The organism is Streptomyces sp. ISL-98, assembly GCF_018614055.1.
Lineage (GTDB): Bacteria > Actinomycetota > Actinomycetes > Streptomycetales > Streptomycetaceae > Streptomyces > Streptomyces spiramyceticus.
Genome location: NZ_JAGGPB010000009.1, coordinates 1 through 24,207, shown reverse-complemented (window position 1 = coordinate 24,207; position 24,207 = coordinate 1). Strand labels below are relative to the sequence as shown.

Sequence of the window (24,207 nt, the reverse complement as noted above, 5' to 3'; positions counted from 1 at the left end):
GGTGAGAGTCGGTGGTGCTTGCCCGGGGTTGTGGCTGGACATCAACGGTCAGGACTCGCCTCCCGTGAGCCGCCAGCCGGCCTGGCCGTGTGGTTGTGCGATAACCGCCTTGCCGCTTTCGGGGAACCTTTTGATGAGGCCTGGCGTCTCTTGGGACGTCAGGCCTTGATCATGCGCAGGCGGGGGAGTGGGGACGATGTCGGAGACGGGAGCGGCCGGCGTGGGGACGAAGGACGAGCGGGCCATGTCCGTCGAACCCTCGCTGAGCAACAACACTTGGCCGGTTGTCTTCCTTGGTCCGGCCCTGATGCTGCTGCGCTTCTTTGGCGAGCACGCCTGGGCGTACTGGACCGCGGCCGTCATCGGGTCGCTCGGTGTGCTGGCCGCGGCCGTCGAGATCGTCGCCACGGTGCGGGCACTCGTGAGAGGGCGGCAGCCGCTCGTCGCCATCTGGGTGATCGTCCTGCTGGCTGGCGCTTCGTGGGTCATGGTCCGGCGGCTCGTCGAGGGCTGACGTTCTGCCGACCAGTTCTACGACTGGCCCGGCCAACGCCCCGCTATGCCCATTCGATGCCGAGTTCGGTTCGGTGCAACTCGGCTGCCAGAGCCGCTGTCTCCACCACGGCTGTGCCTCCGTGCTTCGGGGCGTCGAAGTCGACCGTGCATCGCCGGTTTGTCATCTGCTCGCGTGCGGGGGTCTGGGGCCGGCTGCACCAGGAGGTGCTCCGGCTTCTGGACGAGCGGAACTTGGTCGACCTGTCCCGCGCGGTCCTCGACTCCGCGCACGTGAGGGCCAAATAGGGGGGCGAACTTGCAGGTGCGAGCCCCGTGGATCGGGGTAAGAGGTCCTAACAAAGGCGTTGGACGTGTCGGTGAGTGATGAGGCAGGTGGCGAGACCGAGGAAGGCTTCGTGTATGTCGTCGCGCCGTTCCCAGCGGATGCGTAGACGTCGGAAGCCGTGGAGCCAGGCGATGGTGCGCTCGACGACCCACCGGTGAACTCCGAGCGCGGATCCATGAGGAACGTTGCGGCGGGCGATCACCGGTTTGATGCCTTGTGCCCAGACGAGGCGGCGGTATTTGTCGTGGTCGTAGCCCCGGTCGCCGAGGAGGGTGTCAGGCCGCCGTCGCGGTCGTCCGACCAACCCCGGAACGGACGGGACGATCGTGCCTGCCGTTCGGCGCCCGGTACGGTCGCCGGGAGACCAACTCGGGAGGGACGACTATGGCAGACCACTTGACCGTGCTCACGACGACGGACAGCGAAGAGAAGGCCCGCGCACTAGCCGCTGGCGCAGTAGCAGCCCGCGTCGCGGCATGCGCGCAGATCAGCGCCCCCGTCACCAGCGTCTATCGCTGGGAGGGTAAGACGCAGACTGACCAGGAGTGGCAAATCCTGTTCAAGACGAGCGCGGCCCGGTACGAGGCGCTGGAGACGCACATCAAGGCCGCGCACGGCTACGACACCCCCGAGATCATCGCCACCCCGATCACGCACGGGTCGGCCGAATACCTCGCGTGGGTGGACGAGGAGACGAAGACCGCGTAGCTCTAGGCGACGAGTGCGGCGCGGATGTCCTCGGCGAGGCTCCGCGCCGCTGCTGTATCCGCCGGCAGTACGGATGCGAAGTCGCGCATTCGCTGACGGCCCATGGTTGTCGGGGTCGTCGTCGCGGCCTCAACGAACCGGCGGCCGATTTCTACGCCCGGCTCGATCTCCCCAGCGGCCATATAGCCGTTGGCCACGTCGTGCAGAACGGCGATCCTGATCTTTGAGTCGTCGTCGCCCAGGTGTTCAAGGGCAGCGTCCGCCGCGCTGGTCAGGTCCGCGTGCCGGATCTTGGCGTACGTCGACAGGGCGAAGGAATCAACCCGCGCTTGCCGGTAGAAGCTCATCCAAGGGAGTTCTCCGGGCTCGGCGTAGTCGAAAGCGGTCACGGCCCGGTCCAGGGCGCGAACGGCACCGTCAGGGTCACGGATTCCCGCGGCCTCTTCCGCTTCGCGGGCGGCGAGCCAGGACCGGGCGGAGGCGTACCCGCGGCCCTTCACGTGGCCCTGGGCGGTCTTCAGCATCTCGCGGGCCTTGCCGGGGGCCGCGGCATAGGAGGCGTACCCCATAGCGAGGGCGACGGCGGGCGGGTGTCCCGCCTCTTTCCCTGCGAGGGCGGCGGTCTTGTAGTAGCTCAGCGCGTTGTCGTGCTCGCCCTCGTCGAAGGCCGCCCAGCCCGCAAGGGCCGCGGTCTCGGCTGCCGCGACCATGAGCGCCTTCTCATGGCGGCCTGCGCCGGGGATGAGCGCCGTCAAGGTCTCCAGGTGACAGGCCAGCCGCCGGGTCAGGAGCCGCGCGGGTAGATGCTCCTCAGTGGTGAAGAACCCGGCGGTCTTCTTGACCAGCGCGGCTGCGGTCTCGCCGTCCACCTTCGGGCGGGAGACGGCGGCGGCGAGGCGCCCCCATGGGTCCGTGGCCATCCCGGCGGCAATGGCGGCCGTGCCGAAGACGGCGGTTCGACGGTGCATGTCGTCGTCCTCCTCCTGGTCGAGCAGTATTGCGGCAGCTCCAGCCGCGCGCCGGTACTGGCGGGACGCGGTGATAGCCCGCCGGATCTCTTCTTCTGGGATGGCGTAGCCCTTGGAGAGGGCGGGGTGCCAGTAGGGGACGGGAAGCCGCTTCTCGGTCTCCCACCGTTTGATGTTCTCCGGGTCGACATACGGGGCGCCGAGATTGCTAAGGAATTCGGCCTGTTGTTCTCTCGTGCGGCCGGTCGTCTCCCGGATGGCCCGTAGAAGCTGGCCGATTCCATCTGGACACAGCATGGTTGACCCCCGAGTGGTCGCGTAGCTGGACGCTTCATCCTGGCCCCCCTGGCTGGCCCCCGGCACTAAAACGCACCCCCTTGTGGCCCATTTCGTGATCCACGTACGGGAGTTGACTGGTTCACGCCGCCCGGGGAGCTGATAGCGATGTTCCCTCTCCGGTGGCCACCTAACGGCCCCGTGCGCGCTTCGCTCCCTCTGGGAAGCGGTCGGGGCGCCGAATCGACCGGCACCGCTGAGGCGATCATGACCATGACGGCAGCACACCCCGCGCGTCCGGCATCCCTTCGACCGGTGCCGCGCGGTTGTCCCGCGTATACACAGACCCTCTCCCTCTTCCGCGAATCTGTCGGGCTGGCACGAATGAGCGTGCGGACCACGGTGGAATGCTGGGGACTGGGCGCCCTTGTGGATGATGCCGTGCTCGTTGTCTCCGAGCTGGTCACCAACGCCGTGCAGCACGCGGCGCCGGTCCGGCAACCGGGGGATGAGCCGGCGCGCTGTCGCCTGACGGTGGAGCGTCCGGGCCCAGGCACAGTGAGGGTTTCCGTATCGGACGCGTCACCTCGTCGTCTGGTGCAGCGGAAGGCGACCGCCGAGGAGGAGAGCGGCCGGGGCCTGGTGGTGCTGGATGCCCTCACTGTGTCCTGGGACGTCGAGACGTCGAAAACCGGTAAGACGGTGCGGGCCGTGCTGCGGGCGACGTCGTGAGCGGCGCGCACGCGGCACCAAGCCGCCCTGGCCGCGCCATCGCCCTCCTGAGACTTCTCGGTGTCCTCCCGCCCGCGCTCATCCTGGTCCCTCGGGCGACAGCCTCACCGGTCACGCCGACCGGCATCGAGCACCCGGACACCATCGCCGGGCGGCTCATCGGTGGGCGCCTGAGCCGAGCAGCACCTGGTGGGCCGCGCCCTTGTAGACCCCGGCGGGGTCCGGGCCGGACGTCACAACCCCCGAGCCCTGCCGGTCTCAAGATCCGCCGCTGCCCGTTTCGCCTTCCGCGCCCGCCACGGTCACGGAGCGGCGCGATAGACCGCCCGGCCCCGGGCCCCCGTACAGCGCGTGACGCGCTGCCAGGGCCGGGCACCTGCCCTTCAAGGAGGTCTCGTTGGTACCCCACCCGCACGATTCCGTTGTCGAATTGCCGCCGGTGAAGTCGGCCGAATCCGTCGCTGACGGGAGGCTTCTTGCCAGGCTGGCCAGAGAGCTGTCCGACGCTGCCCGCACCCGCGTCCCGGTGCCGCTGCTGTCCGAGCGCTTCCCGGATCTGACCCTCTCGGACGCGTATCGCATTCAGCGGATCAACATGGAGCGTCGGGTGTCGGCAGGCGGCCGGGTCATCGGCCACAAAATCGGCCTGACCTCGGCAGCAATGCAGGAGCAGATGGGCATTCACGAACCCGACTCCGGTTTCGTCTTCGACTCCATGGCCTCACCCAGCGGCTTCCCGCTGAGGGCAGCCGACTTCATGAACCCCCGGATCGAAACCGAGATCGCGTTCCGCATAGGTCACGACCTGGCGGCCACTGCGGACCTGGAAGAGGTCCGCTCCGCCGTGGCAGGGGTGTTCCTCGCGTTCGAAATCCTCGACACCTGTTTTCCCGGCTGGAACATGACGCTGGTGGACAGCATCGCCGACAACGCCGCCTGCGCCCGCGTGATCCTCGGCAACCAGCTTCCGTTTGCCCCGGGCTGGGACCTCGCCACCGAGAAGATCACGGCAAACATCAACGGGGAAATCTCCGCGACCGGGGAAGGCCGCGACATCCTCGGTAACCCCCTGAACGCCCTGACTTGGCTCACACGCCGCCTCGCCGACCAGGGAACCGTCCTCCGTGCCGGCGACATCGTGCTGGCCGGATCGGTGCACGCGAGTGTTCCCCTCGCCCCCAAAACGGACTTCTACGCCACATCCACCCGGCTTCCTGCCGTCCACCTGCGGGTCCTGTGACCCCGCCGTCCACCGGAGCGTCCATGCAACCGAACACCGTGCTGAACACGGCCGTTCTCGGAACCGGCCTCCTCGCCCTGGACCTGGCCGAGCGCATACAGAACTCCCCCCGCCTGCGCTGCGGTCTCGTCGTCGGGCGCACCGCTCACAGCAAGGGACTCCGTCAGGCCACCGACATGGGTTGCCTCACCACAGCGGGAGGAATCGCCGCCCTGCTGGAATCGGGCCGGAAGTTCGACATCATCTTCGACGTCACCAACGCGTTCGACCACCCCAAGCACTGGGCTCAGCTCGCCGACACCGGCGCGACGCTCGTTGACCTGACACCCACCAGGGGCGGCAAGTTCATCGTTCCCTCCGTGAACGGCAGCGAGGCCACCGAGCACCAGCACATCGGCCTCGTCACCTGCGGCGGCCAGGCGTGCATCCCCGTCCTGCACGCCATATCCCAGCATTACCGCCCCCGCTACGTGGAGATGGTGGCCACGGCCGCCAGCGCCAGCGTGGGCCGCGCCAGCCGCCTCAACCTCGACGAGTACATCGAGACGACCCAGGCCGCGATGCTCGACTTCACCGGTGCCGATACCGCCAAGGCCATGCTGAACATCAGCCCCGCCGTACCCGCGCCGCCGTTCCGCACCGCAATGACCATCGTTGCCCCTGGACTACAGCCGGGCCCGGTCCGCGCACTGGTGGAGGGTGCCGAGACGGTCATGCGGACCTCTATCCCCGGCTTCCACATCACCTCGTGCACCGTGGTCGGCGAGACAGCACGCGTGATCGCCGAAGTAACCGCCACCCGGGGCCGCATGCCGGTCCACGCCGGAAACCTCGAAGTGATCAGTGCCGCCGCCATCCAAACGGCCGAGCAGCACATCGCCGCCACCATCCCCACCGCGAAGGAGAACGGACGATGACCCCGGACACCCCTCTGATCATCCATGACGCCACCCTGCGCGACGGCCAGCACGCCGTGCGCCACCAGCTCGATCACGAACAGATCCGCAGCTACGCCACGGCCGTGACCGGCGCCCGCGTCCCCGTGGTCGAGATCGGACACGGCAACGGCCTGGGCGCGTCCTCCCTCCAGATCGGGCGCGGCAAACTCACTGACGACGAGATGCTGTCGGCCGCCCGCGAGGCGCTGACCGGCAGCAGGATGGCCGTCCTCATGGCCCCTGGGTGGGGAACCTCCGCCGACCTGCGCAACGCCGTCATACGCCATGGCGCGGACGTCGCCCGCATCGCCGTCCACTGCACCGAAGCCAACGCCACCGAGCGACACCTGAACGTGCTGCGCGAACTCGGCGCCGAAGCACAGGGCGTCTTGATGATGAGCCACATGGCGAGCCCCGAACAGCTTGCCGAACAGTGCGCCCTCATGGCTGAGTACGGGGCACAGGCCGTCGGACTCATGGACAGCGCCGGTCACTACCTGCCCGGCGACGTCACCGCCCGGATCGAAGCGATTACCGCCGCCGTAAACGTGCCCGTCCTCTTCCACGGACACAACAACCTCGGCATGGCCGTGGCCAACTCGGTCGCCGCCGTCCAAGCCGGTGCCCGCATCATCGACGCCTGCGCCCGGGGCTTCGGCGCAGGCGCAGGTAACACGCAGCTCGAAGTCCTCGTGGCAGTCCTGGAACGCTACGGCTACCCCACAGGCATCGATCTGCGGCACCTCGCCGATGCTGCCGACCTCGCCGAACGGACCCTCATGCCCGCGCCGCCGACGATCGACTCGACCAGCCTCGCCAGCGGTCTCGCCGGCGTGTTCTCCGGCTTCAAGACGCCTGTCCTGGCCGCAGCCGACAAAGAGGGCGTCCATCCCTGGGACCTGTTCTTCGAACTCGGTGACCGGCAGATCGTCGCCGGTCAGGAGGACACGATCCCCGACGCCGCCCGCAGCGTGGCCACGCAGGGAAGGCGGTCTGCCGATGTCTCCCTCGCCTGACGCCGCCCGGTCGTGGATCATCACCCCCGGCCACGTTCCCACCCGGTTCCCGTCCGCTCACACCTGCGGCGCGGACGTCGCCCTGGTCGACCTGGAGGATTCGGTCCCTCCCGCGTCCAAACCCGACGCCCGCCACACCGCCAGCGCCTTCTTCACCGCCCGCACACCCGGCTGTATCCTCGGCATCCGCATCAGTTCCCCGGCCACTCTCGACGGCATCACCGATCTCGCCGCCATCACCGCCTACCCGGCGAAACCGGCGATCGTCCTGATCCCCAAGGTCGAGTCCGCCCGCGACATCGAGCTAGTCGCCGGCGTCCTCGACACCCCCGACTACACCGCGCACCTGTACGCGCTGATCGAGACCCCGCGCGCCCTGGAAAACCTGCCGTCCATCGTGCGGTCTCCCCGCATCACCGGAGTCCTTTTCGGGGCGGCTGACTACGCCGCCACAACCGGCTGCGAAATGGCCTGGGAGCCGCTTCTTCACGCCCGGTCCATGCTCGTCACCAGTGCCGCAGCCGCCAGAATCCCGGCCATCGACTCCCCGTTCTTCGACCTGGACAACCTTGACGGCCTGCGGTCCGAGGCCGAACAGGTCCTGGCTCTCGGATTCGCCGGAAAGAGCTGCGTGCACCCCCGCCACCTCCCCGTCATCGCCGACGTGTTCAAGCCGACAGAGGAAGAGATCGCCGCCGCCCGAGCCATCGTGGCCGCAGGGCATGACGCCGGCGGACGCATCACCGCCGTCAAAGGGCAGATGATCGGGCCTCCCATGGTGCTCGCCGCCCGAGCCCTGCTGGCCCGCACAGGCAGCGTCACTGACCAGAAGGGGGACGTGTGACGGTCGACATGCCCACGCCCGCGGGGTACCGGCAGATCGCCGAAGGCCGCTACCGGGAAGTCGTCGGCTTCGGCTATGACGAACTGAGGGAAGGCATGGTCTTCGAGCACCGCCCCGGGCGCACCGTCACCGAAACCGACAACGTCCTCATGACCATGCTCGGCGGCAACGACGCCCCCATCCACACCGACGCCCACTACAGCAGCACCACCGAATGGGGGCGCCCCCTGGTGTGCAGCAGCATCACCCTGCACATCGTCGGCGGGATGACCGTGCGCAGCACCAGCGGCCTCACCGTCGCCAACCTCGGGTTCGAGGAGATCAGGTTCCCCCGCCCCGTCTTCGTCGGAGACACCCTCTACGCCCAGACGGAGATCACCGGCCGCAGGCGTTCCAAGAGCCGCCCGCGCAACGGGATCATCACGTGCCGCACCACCGCCCTCAACCAGGACAGCGCGCAGGTCATCACGTTCACCCGGAGCTTCCTTGTCCCCCTTGACGCCGACACCGTCCGCGACACGGCCAACTACTAGAAGAAAGCAGGCGCGGCATGAGCGACTCGGCAGTGGTCTTCGTCGAAGCCGACGATGAACTGTGGCTCAGGTACAGCGCTCTGGCGCGGCGCGCGTACGGGCAGCGGGTGGAAGACGTCATGCACTTGGGCGCGCACGCGGACCGGCGAGTCGCAGTGCGCGCCGGTCAGGTCGTCGCCGGCGGAATGGGCCTGCTGGTCCCGCAGCTCTTCGGCGGCCGTCCCGTGCCCAGCGCCAGCATGGCCTGCGGGTGCGTGGCCCCCGAAGAACGCGGCGCCCGTCTGGGGGCCAGCATGATTGCCGAACGGCTTCGGCCGCTGCGCGAGCAGGGCGCAGTCCTGGCCACGCTGTGGACCACGTCCACCGGCTACGGCCGCCACCTGGGATGGGAGGCTCCGACTCCGGTGTACTCATGGACCGTCCCCACCGAAGAGCTTCACCGCAACTTCAGCGACTCCGGATTCGAGATCACCTGCGGGACAACAGCACAGACGTTCCGGTTGCAGGACGATCTAGCCGCCCGGTGGAACGGACCATGGAAGCGGCCCGACTGGTGGCAGGGATGGCAGCAGCGGCAGCACCCCGAGATGGCCACCTACCGGTTCAACCAGCCCGGTCAGGAGCCGACCGGCGTGCTTTCCGCAGCCGCAGGGCGTCACCCGACCGAGGGGCGCCAGTTGATCGTGTACGACTTCTGGGCTGCGGACCAGGCGGCAGCCTCCGCCATGTTCGCCTTCCTCGGCAGGCACGGCAGCCGCCTCGCCGCCGTCGCCTTCCAGCGGACGGCCCTGCCGCCCGCGCCGCTGCTCCTGCATCACCTGCACCGGTTCGGTTCCCTGGTAGCGCGATCCTGGCACCCGTGGATGCTGCGCATCCTGGACGTGCGCCAGGCGATACAGCTACGCGGCTGGCCTGACGAGATGGACCTCACCCTTCCGATCGAAATCGTCACCGAGGACGGCGAGGCCACTGAGCGGCTCATGCTGCGTGTCTCCCACGGCAAGGGAGAACTGGCACCCACCACCCACGAAGGGAAGATCACGCTGACCAGAGGGCAATTCGCCGTATGGTACGCCGGTGGCTACCGCAGCACGGCCGCCGCCAGGCTGGCCGGGGTGGACGCCGATCCGCGAGCGCTCGCGCAGCTCCTGACGGCCACCGCAGACCGCGAACCGTGGCTGCCAGACCACTTCTGACCGCGATTCGGAGACTCGATGACTCAGAACGCTCCCATCCCCTCTGACCTGCTGCGATGGGTATCAGATCACCTGCCGGGCGTGGACACGGCCACGGACGTGTCCTGGCCCCGGGGAGATTCCAGGGTCTGGCGGGTGACCGCAGGGACAGGCGACGTCTTCGTCAAGCTCAGCCCGAGCGCGAAGGACTACGAACGTGAGATCGCCGGCTACGCGTACGCGGCGCGCGTCCTCGCTCCCCATGAAGCTCCCCGCCTCCTCGCCTCGGACCCGGGCCTACAGGCGATCATGTCCACACCGCTGCCCGGCCGCGTCGTGCGGGGACTTCCCCTCGATGAGCAGGAGGAGCGGCGCGTACACGAATACGCCGGCAACCTGCTGAGGCGCTGGCACGATCACTCCGGCCCTCCCTCGGGCCAGGACCGCGCGGACGTCCGCGCATTCATGGAGGATCAGGCGGAAGAGGCCGCCTCCTGCCTGGAAACTGCCGCCGGACACCTCGACCGCGAGCAGCGCGCCTTGGTGCAGTGCGTATCCCGGGAACTACCCCGGCTGGCTGACAGCCTTCCCCTTGTGTACCGGCACGGGGACTGCTCCACCCGCAACTGGCTGTGGGACCCCGAGAACGGCCACGGCGTGATCGACTTCGCCATGGCTGGCCACGGCATCGCCGTCGAAGAGTTCGTATGGCTGTGCGGCGCGGTATGGGTAACGCGCCCCGACCTCAAGAGCGCCTACCTCTCCGGTTACGGCCGTTCCCTCTCAGACGCCGAGGAAAGGGTGCTCCGCCTGCTGACTGCGAGGCTCGGCGTCTCTTACCTGGCCACCGGCCTTACCAAGCGGAACCCGCGGCTCGTCGAGCGCGGGCAGCTCGTCCTCACCCGCATGACGCACGAGTACCGGTAGTCCGATGACGACCGTCCTCGTCGCAGTAGCCCACCCGGACGACGCCGAGATATCCATGGGTATGCGTATCCGCCAGTACGCCATCGACGGCGCCAAAGTCTGGGTCCACTGCCTCACCACCGGAGCGCCTGGTCCGCACGGCTTGGAAGTACGCCGGGAGGAGTGCCTAGCCGCCGGTGCCGTCCTGGGCGTGCACGAGTACACCTTCTCGGCCATCCCCGACACCCGGTTCGTCGATCACCGCGGGCAGATCAACGCCGAGCTTTTCAGGATCCTTCGCGAAGCGCGCCCGGACATCGTCTACACGCACTTCCCCGACGACCAGCACCTCGACCACGTCACTACCGCGCAGGAAGTGACGGCGGTCGCCCTGCACGAGGTCAACAACCTGCGCTACTTCCGATCTCCCTACAGCATCGGGTTCGAGCCCACCAACGTGTTCGTCGGAACACGGGAACTTCTGGACGCCAAGGCAGCAGCACTGAAGTGCTTCACCTCGCAGCAGCAAATCGACATGGACGTCTTCCGACAGCTCGCCGGCGTCGCCCACCGGCAACACGTACACCACCGGGTGGTCAAGCGCTTCCCTCCCGGATCGGACTGCGCCGAACTCTTCCGCACAGCAAGGGAAATCGAATTCGCGGGCTTCACCCGGGCCGAGACGCCATGGCCCACGAGGGGAACTCCACCATCGAGTGCGACGCGATGAAGAAAGCCCGATACCGCCGCACCTCCCACGCCCTGGAGCAGCTCGTCACGGCGAAGGTCAGCGGCGGCGAGCTCGCCGAGCCCGCAGAAGCGGCTCGGTGATCTCATGGCCGCGCTGGAGCAGAGCGTTCGCGCCGCCGAGCGTGCCCGCGCGGGTGAGTGACCAGGACGGGCCATGCTCGTTTGGCTTCGCACCCCGGACCTCGATCCGCGCGCGACGCTAGGCGGGATTGTCCTCTACGGTCTTCCAGCGCCGACGCAAGGCACGGCGGCCGTTTCCATTGGAATCGGCCGCCAGCTGCGTTTGAACGTCACCGTCAGCGGGTGGTGCGCAGGTCGCGTCGGGCGGTGATCAGTGCCCGCCAGCGGTTGCGGGTGTGCTGTTCGCCGTCGAGCCAGGTTGTGGGGGAAGGGTCGGGCAGGGGCAGGTCGGCCATGTGGCGGGCGATGTCGAGGTAGTACGCGTAGTCGCCGGTCCGGGAAAGTTCGCGCAGCCGGGCGATGACGGCGCGGACCTTGTCGTGCTCGCCTTGGACGGCGTGATGGAAGACGACGGCGAGTTCGAGCAGGAGCGCGGCGGCGGTGATGCCGCTGGCGGTGGTCTCGTCCCGGAGGCGGTCGGCGCGGTCGGTGAACTCCTGTCCGGCGTCGCCGGCGTGGCGGACGAGGGCGGCGACTTGGGCGGTGAATGCGGTGGCGCGCTGGTCGAGTCCGGCGAGGAGTTGTTCGGCGAGCGTGACCTCGCCGTCGGCACGGCCGGGGTTGGTGAACGCGGCGGTGAGGGCGAGGTGGGCCTGGGCGATGGCCTGTTCGCCGAGGTTGCCGTGCTGCTCGGCCTCTGTGCGGGCCGCGGTGTATGCGGCGGCGGCCGCGGTCATGTCGCCGTGGGCGACGTGGATGTCGCCGAGGACGCGGCTGCCGCGTCCGGGCCAGCCGAGGGTTTCGGCGGTGGCGAGCGCGGTGGGGAAGTCCCCGGCCGCGCGGGCGAGGTGGGCCAGGCCCCGGGCGGCGTCTGGTGCGTACCGGCCGCCGCTGGCGGCGACCTGCTGCATGCCGTCGCGGGAGGCGGCCGACTGGCCGAGGTCGCGGTGTGCCTTGGCCCGGAAGTAGAGGGCCATCTCGGCGAGTTCGGGGGGCAGCAGGCCGGTGGTGAGGACGGCGGTGAGCCGCTCGACAGTACGGGAGCGGTGTTCGTGCTGGCGGCGGGCGAGCGCGGCGAGGAGTTCAGTGAGCGCGTCGGCGGCGGTGGCCGGCCCCTCGTCCCCGTCGGGCAGGGGCAGGGGCTCCCATACGTAGTCGTCGGTGTACGCGTACGCGGCGTCGGCGAGCCAGCCGAGGTCGAGCCGGTGGTCGCGGGCGAGAGCGAGGCCTTGGCGCAGGCAGCCGACGAGCAGGCGCCGGTCGGGTCCGGCCGTGATCCTCCACTGCTCTCCGAGGGCGTCAAGGGCCCGGGTCGCGGCGGCCCGCCAGTCGGCGTCGGTCCACCGGTCGTCGGTGGCGTCGTCCGCGGTACGCAGGGTGGAGCGGATCAGGGCGTGCAGGTGGTGGGGCCACAGCGCGAACGGGTCGTTCCGGACGAAGGGCCGCTCGACGAGCCGGGCGGCGGCGGCCTGATGGGTGAGCCCGGCTGCGCGGGTTGCGAGGTCGAGGTCGAAGGCGTCGAAGAGGCTGACGGAGCGCAGGATGTGCCGCTCGTCCGGAGTGAGGTCGGTGAGGGTGCGGGTGATCAGCGCGGGGAAGTCGGCCTCGAAGTCTGCCGGGGTGGGGGTGCGGCCGGTGCAGCGGAGCACGGCGAGGTCGAGGTAGAGCGGGAGGCCGTGGGAGCGCGCGGTGATGACGGCCCGTAGTTCCGGGGCGATGAGCGGCTGGCCGTCTTTGACGAGGCGCCGGGTGAGGTAGTCGTCGCAGTCCTCGGGGGAGAAGTCGCCTTTACCGACTCTCAATGTGTGCGGATTGGCTCTGAACTGTGGCGATGCGTCGCGTAGATGCCCGTGACGCATCGCCCGCCAGGGCGGCTTCGATCTTGTCCGCGTGGAAGCAGAGCGCCGCGCTGAACGCCTCGCTACGGCGACTGCTCGGGGATCGCTCCGTCCTTGATCCGCTGGACGGCTCCGGCACGGGTGGTCACGCGGAGCCCATGCCTGTCGTCGGAGGTTTGTTCGTCAGGGCCGGCCGTCGGCAGGGAGACCCACCCCGCCCAGGACGGTGAGGTCCGTGCGGTGCGGCGCAGTCGACAGCAGCGCGAGGACATCTGCGGGGGCGGGACCGTTGGCGGGCGACGGAGCGGCGAGGGCTGCCTGTGCACTGGCGTCGTCCCGCCAGACTTCGGTGACATGCACGGTGTCCGGATCGGCTGCGTCCTGGCTGATCAAGTAGATCTCGCAGCCGGGGAAGCCGTGCAGCCTCTCCGCCACCCGCAGCAGGACAGTGGCGAGTTCGCCGCCTCTGCCTGCGTGCGCTGTCATGGTCATCAGTCTGCCGATCATGCTCAGGCCAGGGTGGTGATGCAGAAAGGGTGTCCTGCGGGGTCCAGCAGGACCCGCCACCGGTCGGGTTCCGGCTGGACCGTGGGCTCGACGGCCCCCAGGGCGAGTAGCCGGGCCTGGGCGGCATCCAGGTCATCGACCCCCAGTTCGATGTGGGCTTGCTTCTCCTGGGAGGGGTCTGGCCAGGTGGGACGTCGGTAGTCGGCCAGGCGGTTGAACCCCAGTCCGGCCGAGCCCTCCTGGCCCAGCAGGATGAAGTCGTCGGTGGAGTAGGCGACGGGCAGTCCAAGGGCGTCGCCATAGAAGCGGGCCAGTTCGGCGGGGTCCGGGCAGTCGAAGGTGATGGCCGAGTAGCGGATCGCGGGTGCGGATGTTTTTCCTGTGCTCATGGGGCAGACGCTATGACGGGACCAGGACAGATTCGGTCCTGGTCATGCGGGACACTTCACGATGTGATCAGTACCTCGGCCCGCCTGTTGCGACTGGTCTCGCTGCTGTCCGCGAGACCCTCGTGGACCTGCCGTGAGTTGGCCGACCAGATGGCGGTCACCGAGCGCACGGTGCGTCGGGACGTCGCCAGGCTCCGGGAACTCGGCTACGGAGTCGAGTCCGACCCCGGGCCCTGGGGCGGTTATCGCCTCCGTGCCGGGGCCCGGGTGCCGCCGTTGGTCCTCGATGACGAAGAGGCACTCGCTGTGGCCGTCGGGCTGCGCGAGGCAGCGCTCAGCGGCGTTCTTGGCGGCGACCAAGCCGCGCTGTCGGCGCTGCTGAAACTGCGGCAGGTCCTTCCACCGCGGATCGCGGACCGACTTGGTGAGATGGACGCCGCCTTTGTGCACACTCCCAGGCCCGACGAGCCGCAGATTGCGCCCGCCATGCTGCTGGAACTGGCCACCGCGTGCCGCCGGGGCGAGCGCACCCACCTGTCGTACCGCGACAGGGAAGGGAAGTCCACCACCCGGGACGTCGACCCGTACCGCCTCGTGCACACAGGGCGCCGCTGGTACTTCGTCGCCCGGGATGTGGCGCGGGGCGAGTGGCGGACGTTCCGGGCGGACCGGGTGGCTCACATACGGCCGACCGGGCATGCTGTGGAGCTCCTCGACCCGCCCGACCCGGTACTGCTTGTCTCCCGATCCATCGCAACCGGCGCTTACCCGCTCTATGTGACCGTCTGCCTCCCGTTGCCCATGGACCAAGCGCTGCGGCTGGTCCCGCCGACGGTCGGCACCCACCGTCCGGACGGCCCCAACGCCACCATCGTCGACATCGGCGGCCCCGACGCGGATGGGCTCGCCAGATACCTGCTCAGCCTGGCTACCCCGCTCCGGGTCCTGTCTCCGGACGATGTACGGGAGGCACTGCTGCGTCGTGCCCGGGACCTGTTCGCGGACAACGGGAGCGGTCAGCCCCGGCTGCTGGCGAGCGGCGACGCCGGCCCAAAGTCTTCGTCATGATTGGTCCTTTTCGAGCAGCTGGGCTTCCAGGTCCGCGATGCGTCTCTCGGCGAACCGCAGGTTGGAACGGGCGCCTTCGAGTCGCTCCTGGAGTGAGCTGTGCTCTTGCGTCACCTGGTCCAGGCGGCGCCTGAGGGAGGCGTTCTCGGTGCGGAGGGCCGGGGCGGAGTCTGAGGGAGCCGTCTGTTCGATGTCTCGGAGCTGGCCCATCAGTTCGCCGATCCGCTTGCGCTGGGTGAAGACGGTCTGCTGGGTGCGGGTGAGAGTCTCCTCGGCGTTGAGTGCACGCTCGCGCCAGGAGGCTTCGATGTGCTCGTGTTCCTGCTGGGCTCCTTGATTGCGCTGTTGTTGGGCATCAGCAGCGGCTGCTTGCACCAGGGCGCGTGCGTCCGGGTTTTCGTAGCAGAAAGTGGCGGACACTCCGGCTCGCTCGGCGCGACCCACGGGAGAGTGCGACCGAGCGCTTCGTACTCCGCCCACGTCTGGTGCAGGCGTTGCTGAGCGGAGCGGAGGTCTTGGGGAAAGTCGTACGTGGCCACCCCAGAATGATACGCGTGTTCGATTTTGGGGCGCAGGCACGCCGCCCAAGTCCGGCGTCGGTTGTCCCGTGACGGCGAATCTTGACCGATTGTCACTGAACATTGACCGGCGCCAGTTTGTGACAGCGAAGTTTGATCGCCTCTGGTCGGAGAGGGTTGAACCTGCCCGGACCGGCAACTCGCCGAAGGCGACCTCGTCACCACCTTGTGGACCTGGAACGCAACGCACACAGGTGAGTTCATGGGCCTCGCGCCGACCGGCAAGAAGGTCAGCGCGACCGGCTCGACGACCTTCCGCTGCAAGGACGGCATGATCGTCGGGGACTGGTGGCAGTACGACATCATGAACGTGATGCGCCAGCTGGGCCTGATGGACTCCTGACCAGGCCCCCAGCGACCCTCCGGCTAAGCCGGGCCGAATGGGTAGATTCTCCCTAAACTGGATGTGCCCCATCAAGCCCGGGAGGCAGCCATGACATTCGTACAGATAGTCGATTACGAGACCAAGCGGCCCGAGGCCCTCAACGCGCTCCTCGACAAGTACGTCGCGCAGAGCCAGGGGAAGCGCACGCTGACCCACAGCATTGTGGGCAAGGACCGCGAGTCCGAGAACCACTACGTCGACGTGGTCGAGTTCCCGTCGTACGAAGAGGCCATGAAGAACTCCAACCTCCCGGAAACGGACCGGATGTTCAAGGAGATGGTGGCCCTCTGCGACGGGATGCCGACGTTCACCAACCTGGACGTCGTCCGCGACGAGCACCTCAACACCCTGCTGGTGAACCGGATGTTCGAGGAAATCGCGGTCAAGGGCGACATGAGCGTCATCGACGAGATCTTCGCCGAGGACTACATCGACCACGACGTCATGAAGGGCGCGGAGCCGACCATCGGTCGCGACAAGATCCGCAAGGACGTGACGAGCTGGCACGGCGGCTTCGACTTCACCTTCACCAAGAAGGCACAGCTCGCGCAGGACGACTACGTCACCACCGTGTGGACCTTCACCGGCACCCAGAAGGCCGAGTTCATGGGCATCGCCAACACCGGCAAGACCTGTTCCATGGACGGCACCACCACCTTCCGCTGCGAGGGCGGCAAGATCAAGGAGGCCTTCTGGCACTACGACGCCATGTCCCTCATGCGGCAGCTGGGAGCGATGGAGTAGCCGGGGCCGTCGGCCCGCGAACGGCAAAGCCCCCGCCCCGCCGTACGAAACGGATCTGCACATGGCTGACAGGCCGGCCACTGGTACACCCACGACGTAACAAGGAAACTCGCCGAGCCAGCCAGCTCCGGAACTAGCCAACGGGCCGCCAGGCACTGGGACTCGCATTGCCCCGGCGGAGGCGATCAGCCGGCCAGCTCGACCCTCCTCCGACCGGAGGCGATCGAACTGCGCTGTCACGGACTTGCGTCGGTCAATGTTCAGTGGCAATCGGTCAAGGTGCGCTGGCCGAGCACGGCCCCGTCCGGGCCGGGAACCGGGCCTCGATCTCGAAGAACTTGAGCATCAGGCAGAAGCCGAGCCGGGTCGGGCCGGACTTGTTGGCCACCAAGTCCCAGTCGCCGTCCACCAGCGTCCAGCACGCCACCACGTCTTCCGGCGACCACTCCTGTCGCACACCCGCCCCTTTGCCGTTGGCCCCTCCGGGCATTCACCCGGTCGGCTCAACGAGGTGCCCGGCGCCGGGAAACGGCAAAAGTGGACGACTGGAAGCTACCGGCTGGTTACTTGCACCCTAGCTCAGACGCCAGGGAGCAAGTAACCCGTTGGTACCTTTCAAGGCTTCGCAACAGCCGTCTTCTTCGGCTGGCGGGGCACGGTCTTGGTCTTGTCGAGGTGCCCGTACACCGTCGACCGCGGCACGCCGAACATGTCGGCGATCTGCTGGACGGTCTTCTCCCGCTCGTCATAAAGCCGTTGGGCGAGCGAGGCCTGGTCGTCGGTGAGCCTGGGCCGACGCCCGCCGACCCGGCCGCGGGCCCGTGCGGAGGCGAGCCCGTCGTTGGTGTTCGCCACGATCAGTTCACGCTGGAGCTCGGCGAGCACGGACAGCATCCCGAACATCGCCCGGCCCTCCATCGTGGAGGTGTCGATGCCCTGCTCGATGACGTGAAGCCCGATGCCGCGCTCGCGCAGGTCGGCGCCGAGGGTCACCAGGTGAAGCACCGGGCGGGAGAGCCGGTCGAGCCGGGTGACCTTGAGCGTGTCGCCCTCGCGCAGCAGCTGGAGCACGAGGTCGAGCTTTGGCCGGGACGCCTTCGCTCCGCTCGCGGTGTCGACGTGGATGTGGTCGCGGTCGACGCCGGCCCGCAGCAGGGCGTCGATCTGGTGGTCGGGGTTCTGGTCGGCGGTCGAGACCCGCGCGTAGCCGATGAGCATGTGTCGGAATCTATAGGCCGGACCGTTCGCCGACGTTGATTTCCGACGCGAGTTGTCGACAGTTCCCACCTGCGGGTTCGTGATCACGTGCGCGAGTGTCGGCCGACGGTGCCGTCGTTTGACGACACTTGACCGCGCGATTCCCTGAACTCGTAGACAGTGTCTAAAGGATCATGGTAGACACTGTCTATGGAACGCGAGAATTCTCTCAGGGAACGGTTGATCGACGCCGGAGTGGACCTTGTGATGACCGACGGAACCGCCTCGCTGGGGCTGCGTGAGATCGCCCGCCGGACGGGAGTATCGCACGGGGCTCCGCGTCGGTACTTTCCCACTCATCACGCCCTGCTCTCTGCGATCGCCCACCGCGGTTTCGCGGACCTCAAAGCCCGGTTCGCAACCGCGACCGACGGCACGACGTCGCCGCGCGGTCAGTTGCAGGAGATCGGGCAGGCACACGTCAGGTACGCGCTGGAGCACCGCGGCATGTTCGAGCTGATGTTCCGGCATGACCTGCTCGACAGCGAGAAACACGCATCGGACCAGTCGCAGCTCCGAGATTCGACCCTGCCGTTGTTCGAGCTCATCGTCGAGCTAATCGTCCGGTATCGGAGGGAGCAGGCTGCCGCGCACCGGCCCAGCGAGCCGAGCGATCCCCAGCCGCCGCCGACCGTGACGGCTGCCGCCCTCTGGTCGAACCTTCACGGCCTCGCCCAACTGTGGGCCTGGGGGAGTCTCCAGCTCGCCCTCGATGCCCCACCACCAGGCGGAGCACCTGATAGCAGCCATCTCGACCGGCTCGTCGCGGCGGTCCTGGACGCTCATCTCGGCCCGGTGAACTCGTGACCGCAACCGTACGGCGGCGCCTCGCACTCCTGGTCAGCGTTGCCAGCGCGATGATCGTCGCGCTGGACGGCACGGTACTCCTCGTGGCGCAGCCCAGCCTGCAACGCGACCTCGGCGCGAGCATGACGCAGGTCCAGTGGACAAGTACCGCCTACCTGCTCGCGGTGGCCGCGCTTCTCGTCATCGCCGGGCGCTTGGGTGACCGGTACGGGCACCCGCGGATGTTGTTCGTCGGCGTGCTCGGCTTCGCGGCCGCCTCGGCCGGCATCGCGCTCGCTCCCGGCGTCGGCTGGGTGATCGCCCTGCGCGCCGTACAAGGCGTGTTCGGTGCGCTCCTCCAGCCGACGACACTTGCGCTGCTGAGGCTGGCGTATCCGGCGGACCGGCTCGGTACGCCGGTCGCCATTCGTACCAGCGCGATCGGTGTGGCCGCGGCGGCCGGTCCGGTGCTCGGGGGTGTTCTCGTCGCGCACCTGGGCTGGCGTGCCGTGTTCTGGATCAACGTCCCCGTCGCGCTCGCGATCGCCGTACTCACCCTCGCCGTGAGAGCACCGGCGCCCTCCCGTACCGGGTCTCAGCGACTCGACCTCACCGGCGCGGCGTTGCTCGCAACCGCCCTCGCGGTCCTGGTACACACCCTGACTGGCGTACCGGCGCACGGGTGGACCTCCGCGTCGACATGGCTCGGCCTCACCGCTCTCGCGGGCGTCGCGGCGGCGTTCGTCGGGCACGAACGCCGCACCGCGCACCCGATCGTGCCGCCGACAGTGGCGCGGTCCGTACCGGTGACGGCATCGGTAGCGATCCTGCTGTTCACCACCGGCGGTATGTTCGGCGCGCTGTTCGTGACCACATTCTTTTTCCAGGACGTACTCGGGCTCGACCCGCTTGCCAGTGGTCTGAGGGCGCTCCCGCTGACCGCGCTCATGGTCCTCGGTGCGCCCGTCGCCGGCGCCGCGCTGCGCCGGTACAGCCCACGCCGCACCGCGATCCTCGGTACGGTCCTCGTCGTCCTTGGCATAGGGGGTCTGTCCCAGCTCGGCTCGGCAGGTACGTGGGCTGTTACCGGCGTGGCCTTTGCCGTCCTTGGTGCGGGATTCGCCACCGTCATGGTCACTGCCACCGCAACCGTCGTGGGTGAGGCGCCGCCCGGATACGCCGGGGTTATCGGTGGACTCAAGCAGACCGCCATGAACGTCGGCCCGTCCCTCGGAATCGCCGTAGCCGCCAGCATGATGATGCTGAGACCTTCGGCCGCCGGGACCCCAACTGCGGGCGCGACCCCGGCAATGTCGGCTGCGACGGGCCCCACCCTGATGGTCCTCGCCGGACTTGCCGCCCTCGCCCTGCTTCCGGCATCGCTGCTGCCGACGCAGCCGGTCCACCGCGCGAGACGTGACATGGCCGCCCCAGACGATCACGACATCCACAGCGTTGACCAACCGCAGCGAAGTATCGGGTGACCAGCTGACACCGGGGGCCGCTCGATCACCGGTAAGAGTTCCCCAGTCTGGACTCCTTACCAGGTCGGGCCATGATCCGGACCGGAATCGAAGAGCACCGAACAAACGGTTGGACGGGCTGAGAACGTCGCGCGCGAGTCATGGTGACGATCAAGGAGCGCGCGGTGCCCACCAATTTTCTGAGCGAGGACCAACGCAGGCGCTTCGGCCGGTTCGCGGAAGACCCGGACGAGGGACAGCTCGCCGGTTCCTTCCTGCTCGACCAGACCGCGCGGCGCCGGGCGATGGTCGCCAAGGGCGCCAGGAACCGGATCGGCTGGGCGGTCCAGCTCGGCACCGTCCGGTATCTGGGGACGTTCCTGGACAACCCCGAACAGGTGCCCGTCGTCGTGGTCGACTACGTCGCCGAGCAGCTTGGCCTGGAGCCCGCGGAGTTCGCCGGCTACGGGACGAAAGAGCACCGCTGGGACCACCAGGAGCAGATACGCGAGGGCTACGGGTATACGAAGTTCGAGTTCGACCAGTGGTTTTCACTGGCCCGCTGGATGTATCAGCGGGCGTGGATCGGCTCCGAGCGCCCGACCCTGCTGTTCGACCTGGCCACCAAGCGCCTGGTCGACAAGAAGGTGGTGCTGCCCGGGGTGACCGTGCTGGAACGGCTGGTCTCCGGCTCGCGCGAGCGCGCCGAGAAACGCCTGTGGGCGACGCTGGCCACTGCCCCCACCGAGGAACAGGCCGCCGGGTTGCAGGGCCTGGTCGTCGTCCCCGTGGGCAAGCGCCTGTCCGAACTGGACCGGCTGCGGCGTTCCCCGCGCGACATCACCGCACGCGGGGTGGGCAAGGCCATGGAACGGTACGCGGCGCTGAACGCCTTCGGCGGCACCGCCTGGGACCTGTCCGCGATACCCCCGGGACGGCTCCAGGCGCTGGTCCGCTTCGCGCGGGCTGCCCGCGCCCAGGCCGTCTCTGATCTCGCCGGGGACCGGCGCCTGGCCACCTTGGTGGCGTTCGCCGCGGTGATGCCGCAGGTCGCTGCGGACGAGGCGATCGAGGTGTTCGACCTGGTGATGGGCGACCTGATCCGCTCCTCCAGCACCAAGATGACCAAGCAGCGGCTGCGGACCCTCAAAGACCTGGACGCCGCCGCGATCCTGCTGCGCGAGATGTGGATCGCGGTGTCCGGGACCGCCGCCGACCCCGAGGGCGACATCCGCGCGACGCTCGACGCCATGGACGTCGGCCCGTTCCACGCCGCCGCCGAGACGGTCAAGCTCCTCGCGCAGGAACCCGACGACGGCGCCGAGCAGATGCTCGCCGCCCGCTACAACACCATCGCCCGCTTCCTGCCCGACCTGCTCAAGACCTTCGAGTTCGCGTCCAGCCCGGCCGGCGAGCCGGTGCTGGAGGCGCTGGCGTTCGTGAAGTCCCTCAAGGGCCGGCGCCGCCCCATCCAGGGCTGGGAGGTCCCGGCGAAGTTCCTCACCTCCGCCTGGCGGCGCCTGGTCTTCCCACCCCCGCCGATGCCCGTGGGCAGCGTCGAGAAGCGCGCCCTGATCGTCGCCTCCACCGAGGCCCTGCGCACCGCCCTGCACCGGCACGAGGTGTACGTGCCGGGCCTGCGCAAGTGGGGTGACCCCAACGCCCGGCTGCTGAACGACACCGCTTGGGAGGTCGCCCGCTCCCGCGTCTGCGAGGAACTCGACCTCGACCCGAAGCCGGACAAGATCCTCGCGGGCTGGACCGCCCGGCTCGATTCGGCCCACCGCGAGTTCGCAGACGGTCTGGCCGCCAACCCTGCCGTGCGGATCGAGCAAGCAGGGCGGCCGGGACCGCATCATCCTCACCGGCCTGGACCGCCTGGACGAACCCATCTCCCTGCGCGAGCTCCACAAGGAGGTCGAGGCCCGCCTGCCAGCCGTCGACCTGCCCGAGATGGTGCTGGAGGTCGACTCCTGGGTGCCCTACCTGGGCGACTTCACCCACGTCCCCGAGGCCAATTCCCGGATGGACGACCTGGAGCTGTCGGTGGCCGCCGTCCTCACCGCGGAGGCCACCAACGTGGGGGTCGAGCCGATCGTCCACGACGGCGTCGACGCGCTCAGCCGCGACCGGCTGTTCTGGGTCGAACAGAACTACCTGCGGGCGGCGACCCTGTCCCGGGCCAACGCGCGCCTCGTCGCCTACCACATGCGTCTGCCGCTGGTGCAGTCCTGGGGCGGTGGTGAACTGGCCTCCGCCGACGGTCTGCGGTTCGTCACCCCGATCCGCACCCTGAACTCCGGTCCGAACCCGAAGTACTTCGGCACCCGCCGGCGCGGAGTGACGTTCTACAACTTCCTCTCCGATCAGTTCAGCGGCCTGCACGGCATCCTGATCCCCGGCACTCAGCGCGATTCCTTCTACATTCTCGACGGCCTCCTGGAGCAGGAGACCGCCCTGCGGCCCGTCGAGATCACCTCGGACACGCACGGCTCATCCGAGATCGTCTTCGGCCTCTTCCGGCTCCTGGGCTACCAATTCTCCCCGCGGCTGGCCGACTCCGGCAGCGCGACGCTGTACCGGGCGGACCCGGACGCCGACTACGGGCCGCTCAACCCGCTGACCCGAGACAAGGTCAACCTCAAGCAGATCACCAGCCACTGGGACGACATCCTGCGGGTGGCCGGCTCCCTACACTCGGGCACCATCAAAGCCTCCGAGGTCCTGCGCGTGCTGGCCCCGGGCGGCAAGCCCACTCCCACGGGCAAGGCCATCATGGAGATCGGCCGCATGGACCGCAGCGCCTACCTGTCGTCGTACTTCACCGACGAGCTGCTGCGGCGGCGCATCAACACCCAGCTCAACCGGCAGGAGTCCCGCCACAACCTCGCCCGGAAGATCTTCCACGGGCAGAAAGGCGAGCTCAGGCAGTCCTACAGAGAAGGTCAGGAAGATCAACTTGGGGCGCTGGGCCTAATGCTCAATGTCGTGATCCTGTGGAACACGGTCTACATGCAGCAGATCATCGCGGAGATGCGCACCGAGGGCATCCACGTACGCGACGAGGACATCGCCCGCCTCTCCCCGCTGAAGTTCGCCCACATCAACTTCCACGGCCGCTACAGCTTCGCCCTGCCCGCCGAGGTCTCCAGGGCGGCCATCTCCGTTCCACCCGCAAGCCCGAAACGGCCAGCACCACGATCTAGGCAGGCCCGGCTGGCTCGTCCGACGCCTGGGCGAGCCGGTAGCGGACCTTCTCGTGCGACAGGCCCACCTGAGCGCCGATCTGCCGCAGCCCCCAGCCCTCCGCCTTCGCTGCGGCCATCCCACTGTCCAGGGCCGCGCCCGTCACTTCACCCAGCGCCTGCCGAAGCTGGACGACCAGCCGCAGACGGATCGCGGGAGCGAGATCCTCCAGACTGGTGCAGAACCGCGCCACGTCCGCCTTCAAGAAACCGATCGTCGGGTCATCGCTCACCCGCACACCTTGTCGGCCCACATCACGGCCTGTCAAAACTTCTGACAGCAACACCGGTTTCCTGGTCCGTTCCTACTCCGACCCCGGCTGTTACCGGTGGATCGCCGGCACGGCGGCCCGCGCCGAGCGGCAGGATGCTGACGACGCCCTGGTGGCGGAGATCCGCGAGATCCACACCGGGCACAAGGGAACGTACGGGATCCGCCGCGTCCATGCCGAGCTGCGGGGCTTTGGGCATGCCGTCAACCGCAAGCGCGTCGAGCGGCTGATGCGCCTCAACGGGATCGAGGGCCTCCACCTGCGCCGACGCAAGCGCACCACCGTCCCGGACCGGCTCGCACCGCCGGCCCCGGACCTCGTCCGCCGTGACTTCTCCGCCGGGCGCCTGGACGAGAAGTGGTGCGGGGACATCACATATGTGCGGGTCGGCGGAGCCTGGCTGTATCTCGCCTGCGTCCTGGACATCCGTTCACGCCGGGTATTGGGCTGGTCCATGGCCTCGCACATGCGTGCCGAACTCGTCGTCGACGCCCTGGAGATGGCGGTGGCGACCCGCGGCGTCGGCGTGGCCGGGGTGATCTTCCACGCGGACAGGGGCTCGCAATACACGAGCGCCGCGTTCGCGCAGGTCTGCGACGGTTTCGGGATCCGCAGGAGCATGGGCCGG

The 24,207-nt window shown here is 68.6% G+C and carries 23 protein-coding genes and 6 pseudogenes; 20 read left to right on the top strand and 9 right to left on the bottom strand.

Going from position 1 to position 24,207, the window contains the following annotated elements; genetic code table 11:
* Positions 1-196: 196 nt before the first annotated feature.
* Positions 197-514, top strand: coding sequence for a hypothetical protein (locus J7I98_RS08295; protein ID WP_214919957.1), 318 nt, complete (start codon positions 197-199; stop codon positions 512-514).
* A 110-nt stretch (positions 515-624) separates the two neighbouring features.
* Positions 625-798: pseudogene (locus tag J7I98_RS08290) on the top strand (IS5/IS1182 family transposase); the annotation flags it as partial.
* A 50-nt stretch (positions 799-848) separates the two neighbouring features.
* Here J7I98_RS08290 and J7I98_RS08285 read toward each other — a convergent pair.
* Positions 849-1,163: pseudogene (locus J7I98_RS08285) on the bottom strand (transposase); the annotation flags it as partial.
* Between the two features lie 62 nt (positions 1,164-1,225).
* Here J7I98_RS08285 and cutA point away from each other — a divergent pair.
* The gene (cutA, locus tag J7I98_RS08280) at positions 1,226-1,549 is read left to right on the top strand and encodes a divalent-cation tolerance protein CutA (protein WP_214919955.1); all 324 of its coding nucleotides are present in this window, start codon (positions 1,226-1,228) and stop codon (positions 1,547-1,549) included.
* A 2-nt stretch (positions 1,550-1,551) separates the two neighbouring features.
* Here cutA and J7I98_RS08275 read toward each other — a convergent pair whose 3' ends face one another.
* Positions 1,552-2,814, bottom strand: a complete 1,263-nt coding sequence (locus J7I98_RS08275; protein ID WP_214919954.1) for a transcriptional regulator — start codon at positions 2,812-2,814, stop codon at positions 1,552-1,554.
* Between the two features lie 147 nt (positions 2,815-2,961).
* Here J7I98_RS08275 and J7I98_RS08270 point away from each other — a divergent pair, with 147 nt between their 5' ends.
* From J7I98_RS08270 to J7I98_RS08230, 9 genes are all read left to right on the top strand, one after another.
* A complete protein-coding gene (locus J7I98_RS08270; RefSeq protein ID WP_308377706.1) occupies positions 2,962-3,525 on the top strand; it encodes an ATP-binding protein in 564 nt (187 codons plus the stop codon).
* Between the two features lie 397 nt (positions 3,526-3,922).
* Positions 3,923-4,765: a 2-keto-4-pentenoate hydratase gene (locus J7I98_RS08265; protein WP_251020328.1), complete on the top strand. Its 843-nt coding sequence runs from the start codon at positions 3,923-3,925 to the stop codon at positions 4,763-4,765.
* A 23-nt stretch (positions 4,766-4,788) separates the two neighbouring features.
* The gene (locus tag J7I98_RS08260; RefSeq protein ID WP_251020327.1) at positions 4,789-5,682 is read left to right on the top strand and encodes an acetylating acetaldehyde dehydrogenase; all 894 of its coding nucleotides are present in this window, start codon (positions 4,789-4,791) and stop codon (positions 5,680-5,682) included.
* Positions 5,679-6,719, top strand: a complete 1,041-nt coding sequence (gene dmpG / locus J7I98_RS08255) for a 4-hydroxy-2-oxovalerate aldolase (protein WP_214919952.1) — start codon at positions 5,679-5,681, stop codon at positions 6,717-6,719. The genes J7I98_RS08260 and dmpG overlap by 4 nt, the downstream gene beginning before the upstream one ends.
* Positions 6,703-7,563: a CoA ester lyase gene (locus J7I98_RS08250; protein WP_214919951.1), complete on the top strand. Its 861-nt coding sequence runs from the start codon at positions 6,703-6,705 to the stop codon at positions 7,561-7,563. Before dmpG ends, J7I98_RS08250 begins: the two co-directional genes overlap by 17 nt.
* Positions 7,560-8,096: a MaoC family dehydratase gene (locus tag J7I98_RS08245; RefSeq protein WP_374225091.1), complete on the top strand. Its 537-nt coding sequence runs from the start codon at positions 7,560-7,562 to the stop codon at positions 8,094-8,096. The genes J7I98_RS08250 and J7I98_RS08245 overlap by 4 nt, the downstream gene beginning before the upstream one ends.
* Before the next feature lie 17 nt (positions 8,097-8,113).
* Entirely contained in the window at positions 8,114-9,292 is a 1,179-nt protein-coding gene (gene eis / locus J7I98_RS08240; RefSeq protein ID WP_214919950.1) for an enhanced intracellular survival protein Eis, read from the top strand.
* Positions 9,293-9,427: 135 nt separating this feature from the next.
* The gene (locus J7I98_RS08235; RefSeq protein WP_374225090.1) at positions 9,428-10,198 is read left to right on the top strand and encodes an aminoglycoside phosphotransferase family protein; all 771 of its coding nucleotides are present in this window, start codon (positions 9,428-9,430) and stop codon (positions 10,196-10,198) included.
* Between the two features lie 4 nt (positions 10,199-10,202).
* A complete protein-coding gene (locus J7I98_RS08230) occupies positions 10,203-10,907 on the top strand; it encodes a PIG-L deacetylase family protein (RefSeq protein ID WP_214919948.1) in 705 nt (234 codons plus the stop codon).
* A 316-nt stretch (positions 10,908-11,223) separates the two neighbouring features.
* On the opposite strand, the gene J7I98_RS08225 is transcribed toward J7I98_RS08230, so the two are convergent.
* The 3 genes from J7I98_RS08225 to J7I98_RS08215 all read right to left on the bottom strand — a co-directional run bounded on the left by J7I98_RS08225 (position 11,224) and on the right by J7I98_RS08215 (position 13,781).
* Positions 11,224-12,849, bottom strand: coding sequence for a hypothetical protein (locus J7I98_RS08225; protein WP_214919947.1), 1,626 nt, complete (start codon positions 12,847-12,849; stop codon positions 11,224-11,226).
* 219 nt (positions 12,850-13,068) lie between these two features.
* Entirely contained in the window at positions 13,069-13,392 is a 324-nt protein-coding gene (locus J7I98_RS08220) for an antibiotic biosynthesis monooxygenase family protein (protein ID WP_214919946.1), read from the bottom strand.
* A 2-nt stretch (positions 13,393-13,394) separates the two neighbouring features.
* Positions 13,395-13,781: a VOC family protein gene (locus J7I98_RS08215; protein WP_214919945.1), complete on the bottom strand. Its 387-nt coding sequence runs from the start codon at positions 13,779-13,781 to the stop codon at positions 13,395-13,397.
* Positions 13,782-13,844: 63 nt separating this feature from the next.
* On the opposite strand from J7I98_RS08215, the gene J7I98_RS08210 reads away from it, so the two are divergent.
* On the top strand, positions 13,845-14,849 hold the full coding sequence (locus tag J7I98_RS08210) for a YafY family protein (protein WP_308377705.1): 1,005 nt from the start codon (positions 13,845-13,847) through the stop codon (positions 14,847-14,849).
* On the opposite strand, the gene J7I98_RS08205 is transcribed toward J7I98_RS08210, so the two are convergent.
* Positions 14,844-15,269 carry a hypothetical protein gene (locus J7I98_RS08205; protein ID WP_214919943.1) on the bottom strand — a complete coding sequence of 142 codons (426 nt, stop codon included), beginning with the start codon at positions 15,267-15,269 and terminating at the stop codon, positions 14,844-14,846. The genes J7I98_RS08210 and J7I98_RS08205 overlap by 6 nt on opposite strands.
* 300 nt (positions 15,270-15,569) lie before the next feature.
* Between J7I98_RS08205 and J7I98_RS08200 the strand changes: the two are divergent.
* Together J7I98_RS08200 and J7I98_RS08195 are read left to right on the top strand one after the other, a co-directional pair.
* Positions 15,570-15,770, top strand: a pseudogene (locus J7I98_RS08200) (ester cyclase); the annotation flags it as partial.
* A 90-nt stretch (positions 15,771-15,860) separates the two neighbouring features.
* Positions 15,861-16,556: an ester cyclase gene (locus tag J7I98_RS08195; RefSeq protein WP_214919941.1), complete on the top strand. Its 696-nt coding sequence runs from the start codon at positions 15,861-15,863 to the stop codon at positions 16,554-16,556.
* A 274-nt stretch (positions 16,557-16,830) separates the two neighbouring features.
* Here the strand turns inward: J7I98_RS08195 and J7I98_RS08190 are convergent, their stop codons facing one another.
* Both J7I98_RS08190 and J7I98_RS08185 read right to left on the bottom strand, forming a co-directional pair.
* On the bottom strand, positions 16,831-17,013 hold the full coding sequence (locus J7I98_RS08190) for a hypothetical protein (RefSeq protein ID WP_214919940.1): 183 nt from the start codon (positions 17,011-17,013) through the stop codon (positions 16,831-16,833).
* A gap of 158 nt (positions 17,014-17,171) precedes the next feature.
* Positions 17,172-17,774 carry a recombinase family protein gene (locus J7I98_RS08185; RefSeq protein WP_214919939.1) on the bottom strand — a complete coding sequence of 201 codons (603 nt, stop codon included), beginning with the start codon at positions 17,772-17,774 and terminating at the stop codon, positions 17,172-17,174.
* Positions 17,775-17,963: 189 nt separating this feature from the next.
* Here J7I98_RS08185 and J7I98_RS08180 point away from each other — a divergent pair, with 189 nt between their 5' ends.
* The 4 genes and pseudogenes from J7I98_RS08180 to J7I98_RS40865 form a co-directional block, all read left to right on the top strand.
* Positions 17,964-18,620 carry a TetR/AcrR family transcriptional regulator gene (locus J7I98_RS08180; protein WP_214919938.1) on the top strand — a complete coding sequence of 219 codons (657 nt, stop codon included), beginning with the start codon at positions 17,964-17,966 and terminating at the stop codon, positions 18,618-18,620.
* Positions 18,621-18,670: 50 nt separating this feature from the next.
* A complete protein-coding gene (locus J7I98_RS08175) occupies positions 18,671-20,083 on the top strand; it encodes an MFS transporter (RefSeq protein ID WP_214919976.1) in 1,413 nt (470 codons plus the stop codon).
* Between the two features lie 140 nt (positions 20,084-20,223).
* A pseudogene (locus J7I98_RS40870) lies at positions 20,224-20,739 on the top strand (DUF4158 domain-containing protein); the annotation flags it as partial.
* A 1,096-nt stretch (positions 20,740-21,835) separates the two neighbouring features.
* Positions 21,836-23,131: pseudogene (locus J7I98_RS40865) on the top strand (transposase); the annotation flags it as partial.
* Positions 23,132-23,264: 133 nt separating this feature from the next.
* Here the strand turns inward: J7I98_RS40865 and J7I98_RS08165 are convergent.
* Complete coding sequence (locus J7I98_RS08165; RefSeq protein ID WP_214919936.1) at positions 23,265-23,513, bottom strand: hypothetical protein; 249 nt, start codon at positions 23,511-23,513, stop codon at positions 23,265-23,267.
* 118 nt (positions 23,514-23,631) lie between these two features.
* Between J7I98_RS08165 and J7I98_RS08160 the strand changes: the two are divergent.
* Positions 23,632-24,207 (top strand): annotated as a pseudogene (locus J7I98_RS08160) (IS3 family transposase); the annotation flags it as partial.

Coding starts and splice junctions, on each gene's coding strand:
- J7I98_RS08215 (WP_214919945.1), bottom strand. CDS start 13,781: ATGAGCACAGGAAAAACATCCGCACCCGCGATCCGCTACTCGGCCATC.
- J7I98_RS08230 (WP_214919948.1), top strand. CDS start 10,203: ATGACGACCGTCCTCGTCGCAGTAGCCCACCCGGACGACGCCGAGATA.
- eis (WP_214919950.1), top strand. CDS start 8,114: ATGAGCGACTCGGCAGTGGTCTTCGTCGAAGCCGACGATGAACTGTGG.
- J7I98_RS08260 (WP_251020327.1), top strand. CDS start 4,789: ATGCAACCGAACACCGTGCTGAACACGGCCGTTCTCGGAACCGGCCTC.
- J7I98_RS08220 (WP_214919946.1), bottom strand. CDS start 13,392: ATGATCGGCAGACTGATGACCATGACAGCGCACGCAGGCAGAGGCGGC.
- J7I98_RS08270 (WP_308377706.1), top strand. CDS start 2,962: ATGTTCCCTCTCCGGTGGCCACCTAACGGCCCCGTGCGCGCTTCGCTC.
- J7I98_RS08175 (WP_214919976.1), top strand. CDS start 18,671: ATGATCGTCGCGCTGGACGGCACGGTACTCCTCGTGGCGCAGCCCAGC.
- J7I98_RS08180 (WP_214919938.1), top strand. CDS start 17,964: ATGGAACGCGAGAATTCTCTCAGGGAACGGTTGATCGACGCCGGAGTG.
- dmpG (WP_214919952.1), top strand. CDS start 5,679: ATGACCCCGGACACCCCTCTGATCATCCATGACGCCACCCTGCGCGAC.
- J7I98_RS08195 (WP_214919941.1), top strand. CDS start 15,861: ATGACATTCGTACAGATAGTCGATTACGAGACCAAGCGGCCCGAGGCC.
- J7I98_RS08250 (WP_214919951.1), top strand. CDS start 6,703: ATGTCTCCCTCGCCTGACGCCGCCCGGTCGTGGATCATCACCCCCGGC.
- J7I98_RS08275 (WP_214919954.1), bottom strand. CDS start 2,814: ATGCTGTGTCCAGATGGAATCGGCCAGCTTCTACGGGCCATCCGGGAG.
- cutA (WP_214919955.1), top strand. CDS start 1,226: ATGGCAGACCACTTGACCGTGCTCACGACGACGGACAGCGAAGAGAAG.
- J7I98_RS08295 (WP_214919957.1), top strand. CDS start 197: ATGTCGGAGACGGGAGCGGCCGGCGTGGGGACGAAGGACGAGCGGGCC.
- J7I98_RS08185 (WP_214919939.1), bottom strand. CDS start 17,774: ATGCTCATCGGCTACGCGCGGGTCTCGACCGCCGACCAGAACCCCGAC.